We start from the raw sequence: 7,748 nt of genomic DNA, 5'->3' as shown, positions 1-7,748 counted from the left end.
TACGTCCGTATTTGATGATTTGAATTGATTGGCACTTGGGACAGTTCATTGCGCCGTTTGTAATGGTTGATGTCTCTTGAGTACCAGCCTACCATTACTATTCATTACTACCATCTTGCGTATAGTCTTCTACATCCTCATTTAAGGATTTTAAAGTTTCAGGTATAATCTCTAAGCTGACTTGTGACCAATGCTCATAAACTTTATATGGTGTATAAGCCTTTAATGCTTGTTTAGAGGCAGCTAACGTTGGACGTAAGCTGCCATAAGGTGAGGTAATTCCCCACTGCTTGAGTTGCTCAAAACCATCTTTAGGAATAGTTTTAATCCTTTCATTAGTGCCATCAATATTGACTATATTAATGATTTCAGGTCTTTCTCTATAATCAACAAATACTTTCCATTGTTCAGAGTCATAGCGTCTATCATTGTTTTTATGGTGCAAGGCAATCTTACTAAATAATTTAGGTTGACTTAATACAGGATTACACCAATTATTACGTTCTAGGGCATAAATACACCAGGCTCTAGCGGCATATTCATTAGGTGTAGGGTCGAAATTTCTATATAACGGGTCACTACACAATAAGCCTTTACCTGCAACCCAGTTTAAATCGACTATTTCAGCATTAGGGATATCATAAGAAATTGCTGTGTCCTTGGGAATCCGCTTTTTAGCCAATCTGTTTTCAAGATATACATTTATATACCAATCAGGTTTTATAGCCCAGTGAGCTATTTCATGTAACACATTAAACCAATGAGGAAAACTAGGGTTAGGAGTTACCCAATGAATACCTAAAGAGCGTCCAAATTCTAAAACTTCCTCTACTGAAGGAGGTATAAAGTTCTTAATTTTTATATTTTGTAAATCTTTTAATAGTTCAGCTTTTTTTGCCTTATCTATACGTATTTGCTGACTATCTCGCTCAATAGTTTTATGTCCAATACGTTCTAGGAGTAACCGCAGTTCAAGGCAGCGATAGCTTTTTAGTTTTTTATCGGATGTTGCTTGTAGCTCACGAATTGCTTTATTCTGCCTATTCAGGTCTTTTTGAGTAGTTAGTCCTTTTGCTGGACAATAATTCATAATTTAGCTCGTAATTTAATACAATACTGTCTAAAGCATAAAGAGAGCCTATTAACCAGACAACTGTAAAACTACTTACGTGAGTAAGTTCACAGTTGACCCGACAGATATTACATATCTCCATTGGCTTGGTTCACAGTGTTACATTTAAGCCTTGAGGAAAAAAATGACAGCATCAGAGATTGAGGTTAAGTTCATCGTAGTTGTTGCTGGACTATCTGAATAACACATAGCCCAAGCTCAACACAAAGCCCATGAGACATTTGTGATGGAACTGCTGAGGCAAGGTGCCATCAGTGCAGAAAGGGCAGCAAAACTGTTAGATATAGATCGGTGGCAGCTAGCTGAACTGATGTTTGTTTATGACATCTCACCTTTTGATGACATGATCGCTAAGGAAGAACTGCAACGCGAGATCGCATATCTCTAGCGTTAAAAAAGTGCTAGATGACTTGATAGCCAACGGCTACACGCATTGGTCAACGGCTTTATGATGATGCCTTGACGATCGCAGGAGAGTAGGGCAATATTGTAGTATGTGTATTACAGAAAAGCAGCACTGCTTTGGGGAATTGCTCACCAAGCGGTTTGATTTGTGTAGTGCTTCGCACTAAGGCGCTGCAACGCTTACGCATTTAAGTATTTAACGATTATCTAATTTTAAAGGTGGTGAGACTGATGGCAAAAGCTCTCAATCATGTTGATGTTTGCTTTGTAATTGATACAACAGGCAGTATGGGTAGTTTCATCCAAGAAGCAAAACAGCAATTGTTGGATACAATTCGTCTGTTGTCAGCTGATAGTGACATCGATTTGCAAGTCGGTTTAGTAGAATACCGCGATCACCCTCCACAAGACACCAGCTTTGTAACTCGCATCTATCCGCTGACTGCAAAGTTGCAGGAGATGCAGAAGAACATCAACCAACTAGAAGCGAATGGGGGTGGAGATCATCCGGAAGCTGTTTATGATGGTGTTCAGGATGCGGCTAACCAAATGAAGTGGAGACGCAACAGTTGTCGTTTCATTCTGTTGGTGGGTGATGCACCGCCACACGGTTTTCACGCAGATCGAGACAGCGATGGCTTCACGCATACCGATCCGGCGCGATATCCTAATGGTTTAACGGTGCAGTCGGTAACGGCGGCGGCGGAAAATCAGCGGGTAACGGTTCATGCGCTTTGCATGGGAAGCGATCGCGCTACGTTGCAGTCGTTTACCGCGCTCGCAACTGGCACGAGTGGACAATGTGCCTCTGTCCGCGATGCTAAAGATGTGATCAGTCAGATGGTAGCTATGCTAACTAGCGAATTCCGTAACTTGGAATTTGACGGTAAAGTATTAGATACGGTACAGCGTCTTGGTTCTCTAGATATCAGCGCTACTGCTGAAACTCTCGCTTGTCCAAGACTGCAAGTTGCATCTGCGATCGCACGACTTGGAAAGCGTGGTTTTTTGGATGCATTAATTGTCTAGGTAATGCTTGCGTGCCCTAACTTTTAGGGCATACATACTGTTTACGAGAGGATAAGTATCCGTGGCTTCGACTCGATCGAAGCAGCGAACGTGGGAGGAAGGGGCGAAGAACCTGGGAGGTAAGCGATTAAGTAGCTATCCTTTAAATAGTGTGTAATAACTAACCAGCGGAGTTCCTTTTCGATTGCGATCGCTTTGCTCTATTAACTTGCACGCAAGCAATCCTTAATATATATAATTAATGGCGAAACAACGACTTGACACCTTATTAGTAGAACTTGATTTATGCGCCTCCCGGCAGTTAGCACAACGGCTAATACGTGCCGGTGAAGTAATGGTCAATCAGCAAGTCATTGATAAGCCGGGAACGGAGGTAGAAACCGAGGCGCAAATTAAAATTAAAGAGCGATCGCGTTTTGTTTCTAGAGGCGGTGAAAAACTCTCCAAAGCACTTGAAGAATTTGGCATTTCCGTACAAGATCGAATTTGCTTAGATGGCGGCATTTCTACTGGCGGATTCACCGATTGTTTGCTGCAAGCTGGGGCAAAAAAAGTTTATGGCGTTGATGTCGGTTATGGACAAGCTGACTGGAAATTACGCAATGATACGCGGGTAGTGTTGAAAGAACGGACGAATCTGCGCTATCTCACACCAGAGGAATTGTACGGTGATGAACAGCCAGCAGATTTAACAGTTGTAGATGTTTCGTTTATTTCCCTAACTAAAATTCTTGATGCTTTGTGGAAATTAACACAGCCTCCCAGAGAAGCGGTGTTGCTAGTAAAGCCGCAGTTTGAAGTCGGGCGATCGCGTGTTGGTAAAAAAGGTGTGGTGCGAGATCCTGACGATCAGGCAGATGCTATTTTCCAAGTGTTACAAGCCGCGCAAGTGTTGGGATGGCAATATCGCGCCTTAAGTTGGTCGCCCATAACTGGCCCTGCTGGTAATATCGAGTATCTGTTGTGGTTGGATATGGATAGCGCCACACCAGCGCCGAGTTTGCAAGCCATTAGACAGATTACCGAATCCGCTGCATCTCACTTTCGAGATAATCTTAAATCGTAAATTTTTCTGTCAGTTTTGATACCGTTTGGCTCTATTCAGGTCAAATTGAGACAGAAGCAAGCCTTAAAAGTAGAGGGTCAAAGCATGAGTACCCAAGACCAAGCACGGGAATTGATGGCACAGCACCGTCACCACGACGAACACTTACACGAGTCGATGCGAAGCCGTGCAGAGGCTGAGGTACATCAAACCCACCCTGCTGACGCCCATACCCAAGAACAGGCGCGGGAATTGATGTCGCAGCACCGTCACCACGACGAACACTTACAAGAGTCCATGCGAAGCCGTGCAGAATCAGAATTAGGCGCTGCCGAGCGTGCTGCTGATTCTTCCCAAGTACAATCTTGAGCTGAATTTAAAAGTTGAATTAGACTGAGAACTTCTCCTGCGCCCCTTCCCTGTGAGGGAAGGGGTTGGGGGTTAAGTTTTGCGTTCATCTATTTGCTTTGATTGCTTTGAGATGTTTCTCCGAATTGCAACAATTCCTGCCGTAAGCGATAAAGAATTGTATTGGGTTCTACCTGATTGAGAATCTCTTGAATGACGGTATTTGCTCCCAACTGTCCCCAGGTGCAGCCTTGCTCTAGATACACCTGCGCTGCCCGACCGACTGCATAAGCTCCATATCCAGCGATACCAGCTTGGGCGATCGCTGCACCGCCATAAGCCGTAATATTGGTTAGACTCTCCCCAGCCCCTATCGCCGCCGCACTCTTGCCCAAGCCGAAAACTAAACTACTGCCGAATTCACCCAGTAGCAAGCCGCCTGAACTAAACACAATGGTTTTCCAAAGCTTTCCAACTTCATAACCAGTCATCGGCAACCCATACAGCCGCGACAAGGAGCGAATCAGCGCTAAATCCGCCACCGTTCCTGCCAAGACATCCAAAACAGCAATCGGATTGAGCGCAACTGCGATCGCTTTGTATCTCACATAGCTCCAAATTAGCTGCTCGGCTTCAGTTTCACGAGCCGCCACCACCTTCTGAGCAATGCTTTCTTCAGCTTCTCGCGCCTGAACTAAGGCATTGAGCGCTAAAAGCGATCGCCCTTCTCGATTCAGAATCCCCAAAATCTTCTGCTTCAACTCATCCACCTGCGGCGGCGGCGTCTCCCATTCCTGCGTGACGCGACCATCGGGCCACTCTACTCGCACCTCCAGGGGTGCCGGTTCCGCCGCTACCATTACAATTTCATCCTCTTGTAAAGCGGAGAGCGATCGCGTCTCCCGACTCCCAGCACCCAGAATTTGCAACTGTTGATAAATCGCTTGTCGATCTTGCTCCGGATACAGGTCAATCTTGTTAAAGACTAAAATTAAAGGCTTCTGGCTCAGGCGCAATTCGCACAGCGCCTGATACTCGGTTCGCGTGATATCACCCGCCACTACAAACAAAATCAAGTCAGATTGACGTGCCACTTCCCGCGCCATTTCTGCTCGCGCTTGCCCCTGAATTTCATCCAATCCAGGCGTATCAATCAATTCCACCTGCACCTTACCAGCCGCGTTAGGCGTCCAGCGCACGGAACGGGGCCACTGAGTCACCCCATTCAGCGGCCCAGTTTGTAGAATTTTCTGTCCTACTAAGGCATTTAACACTGCTGATTTGCCGCGACTGACCAAACCAAAAGCGGCTATCCGAATCACACCTTGGTCTAACTTATCAAGTGTAGACTTCAAAAAATCCAGTTCGGTTTGCAGCGCTGCGGTTGCTTCTAATTTTGAAGGGTGCTTTTGGCTGCGAGTGTGGGAATACCAAGACAGCGCTTGCCGCAGACTGGCGCGAGCGCGATTGAAGTGAGTTTCTTGCAGAGTGTTGCGTGCAGAGGATGTGTGACCCCCAGCAGCCGCATTGGTTTGAGATAATTGAGGATGGCTCAAGGCTAGATTAGAAGAAGCTACAGATCCATTTTCGCTCGATATCTCATTGCGATCGCTTGATTGCACTCTACCTGAAATGAAAAATCCACTTATTTGTTCTCTTTTCCTAACCACCTTCCTAGCGGGTGGCGCTCCTATCATTAATGCAGTGCAAGCTGAGCAACCGATTCTACTCGCTCAGTCGGTATGGAAGCCCTTCGCTTCACGCGCAGGCGGCTTCACCGTGTTGATGCCCGGTGCACCGAACCAAAGTCAGGAAACGATTCAGACTAAAGGTGGGCCAATTAAAGTCCAACTCTTCCAGAGTTTCCGACCGAATCAAGCCGGTTATGTTGTTGGTTATTCCGACCTCCCGGCTAATCTGATCAAGACTCCTAGTGATGTTAACAGTTTCTTGGCTGGGGCAATTACTGGATTTGCAAATAGTTCAAAAGGGAAGCTTTTAAGCCAACGAAATATTAATTTAGGAAGTTACCCCGGAAGAGAATTTAAACTGCAACTCTCTCAAGGAGTAATCGTTAAAAGTAGATTTTATTTGGTAGACCGGAGACGATTTTATCAGGTCTTCGTAGTAACAGATAAAGAACAAGACTTAGTTAAAAGTATTGATGGTTTTTTGACTTCTTTCAAACTTACTAAAAATCCATCGGCAGCCCGAAACGTCCCCAAAGAAAACCTCAACGCCTCTTTACAAAAGGCAGTCTGCGCTCAAAATTGGACGCAAGCGATCAAAGTAATCGATCGAATGAGAAAAGTTGTCCGCGATCCAAACACTCAAAGTCAGTTAGTAGCCTATCGACAGCAATTACGAGGTTTGGAAAATTCTAATGTACCCGTTCCTGCCTCAGTCCTTACTGGTTGTACCGCTGCTCGGTAAGCGAAACAAACACGCAACAACGATAGCAATTCTATTTTAGTTGTGAGATGCCTACCTTTCAGAACCCCGACTTTTTAGAAAAGTCGGGGTTCTCGCCTTCACAAATGATTTAGGATTGCGATCGCACTGCATTCTCTATTTTCAGTTTGCGATCAATTCACGGGTACTCTCGCAGCTAGGACGAGCCAGAAGTCTAGGATATGGCTCCGAAGCAAATTCTTGGTCGGGGTTGCTTAATAAATAGCGATCGCACACTCCAAATAGTTCCGCTTCAGTCTGGGATAGGCGCATATCTTTTAAGAAAGATCCAGCGGCATCCACACTCTGACCGATGTAATTTAGATACATCTTCATATAGCTAACCCGCGCTTTCTCCGGTACTGTCCATGCTGTCATCGTTCGACGCAGTAGCTCAATGTAACCGCGAACTTCACCCAGCGTTACGATCGAAACAGGTTGACCGCTCAGGTATTGGCGAATTTGCTTAAAAATCCAAGGATTTCGGATTGCAGCACGACCAACCATCACCCCTGCTGCTCCTGTCGTGTCTAGAACCGTTGCTGCTGTTGCGGCAGATGTCACGTTCCCGTTGGCTAAAACTGGGCAATTCACCCGTTGTACGGCATGGGCAATCAGATCGTAATGCACGTTGCCATAATACATCTCTTTAACAGTACGACCGTGCAAGCTCAGCAAATCAATTTTGTGCAAATTAATCAAGTCGAGGATACGATCGAAATTAGCGGTATCTTCAAAGCCAATTCGCATTTTGACCGTCAAAAGCCCATCGACAGCCCCCCTCAACTCGCCAAGGATCTGGCTAATCTTTTCAGGATCGCGTAACAGTCCTCCACCCACGTTTTTGCGATAAATTCTTGGCGCGGGACATCCCATATTCAGGTCGATACCCGCGACTGGATAGCGACTTAGTTCTTTCGCAATGCGTACAAGATCGGAAACGCTCTCACCAATGAGCTGAGCAAAGACGGGGCGTCCGGTGGAGTTCTCTGTAATTGATCTGAGGATGTTTTTATCTAAACCCGAACTCGTGTGGACGCGAAAATACTCAGTAAAGAAATAATCAGGACTGCCATAGTTAGCGATCGCGCTCATGAACAGCAGATCCGTCACATCCTGCATGGGAGCAAGCGCCGTTAATTTCAGTCCCGGATACATAGGAGGCGGAAGTAGAGCGGATTGTGACATTTGCGCGGTCGGTTGATGTTGGATAAAAAATTATTTGTTGCGTTTGACAAACTTCTTGTCACTCGGACTAAAAAGCTTGAAAGCTTGTAGAATCCCAACGTGGATTTAGATAATCATCCTTTTCAGATCGTCCCATACAGCAACTTATTA

General features: G+C 45.5%; 8 protein-coding genes. 5 read left to right on the top strand and 3 right to left on the bottom strand.

From position 1 onward, the window contains the following. Positions 1-97: 97 nt before the first annotated feature. Positions 98-1,090: a hypothetical protein gene (locus NDI33_RS26300; RefSeq protein ID WP_190675877.1), complete on the bottom strand. Its 993-nt coding sequence runs from the start codon at positions 1,088-1,090 to the stop codon at positions 98-100. 229 nt (positions 1,091-1,319) lie between these two features. Between NDI33_RS26300 and NDI33_RS26295 the strand changes: the two genes are divergently transcribed. From NDI33_RS26295 to NDI33_RS26280, 4 genes are all read left to right on the top strand, one after another. Then, positions 1,320-1,520, top strand: a complete 201-nt coding sequence (locus NDI33_RS26295; protein WP_347275902.1) for a UPF0175 family protein — start codon at positions 1,320-1,322, stop codon at positions 1,518-1,520. Between the two features lie 248 nt (positions 1,521-1,768). Beyond that, complete coding sequence (locus NDI33_RS26290) at positions 1,769-2,566, top strand: vWA domain-containing protein (protein ID WP_190675875.1); 798 nt, start codon at positions 1,769-1,771, stop codon at positions 2,564-2,566. Positions 2,567-2,807: 241 nt separating this feature from the next. Then, complete coding sequence (locus NDI33_RS26285; protein WP_190675873.1) at positions 2,808-3,632, top strand: TlyA family RNA methyltransferase; 825 nt, start codon at positions 2,808-2,810, stop codon at positions 3,630-3,632. 84 nt (positions 3,633-3,716) lie between these two features. After that, positions 3,717-3,980, top strand: a complete 264-nt coding sequence (locus NDI33_RS26280) for a hypothetical protein (RefSeq protein WP_190675871.1) — start codon at positions 3,717-3,719, stop codon at positions 3,978-3,980. 89 nt (positions 3,981-4,069) lie between these two features. Here the strand turns inward: NDI33_RS26280 and NDI33_RS26275 are convergent, their stop codons facing one another. After that, entirely contained in the window at positions 4,070-5,446 is a 1,377-nt protein-coding gene (locus NDI33_RS26275) for a GTP-binding protein (protein ID WP_347275901.1), read from the bottom strand. A 145-nt stretch (positions 5,447-5,591) separates the two neighbouring features. On the opposite strand from NDI33_RS26275, the gene NDI33_RS26270 reads away from it, so the two are divergent. After that, a complete protein-coding gene (locus NDI33_RS26270) occupies positions 5,592-6,392 on the top strand; it encodes a hypothetical protein (RefSeq protein WP_190675879.1) in 801 nt (266 codons plus the stop codon). Positions 6,393-6,533: 141 nt separating this feature from the next. Here the strand turns inward: NDI33_RS26270 and NDI33_RS26265 are convergent, their stop codons facing one another. Then, positions 6,534-7,598, bottom strand: a complete 1,065-nt coding sequence (locus NDI33_RS26265) for a tRNA-dihydrouridine synthase family protein (protein WP_190675868.1) — start codon at positions 7,596-7,598, stop codon at positions 6,534-6,536. Between the last annotated feature and the right edge of the window lie 150 nt (positions 7,599-7,748).

The sequence above is a fragment of the Trichocoleus sp. DQ-A1 genome (genome assembly GCF_039961955.1).
Classification (GTDB): domain Bacteria; phylum Cyanobacteriota; class Cyanobacteriia; order Cyanobacteriales; family FACHB-T130; genus FACHB-T130.
This window is presented reverse-complemented; position numbering and strand designations above follow the sequence as displayed.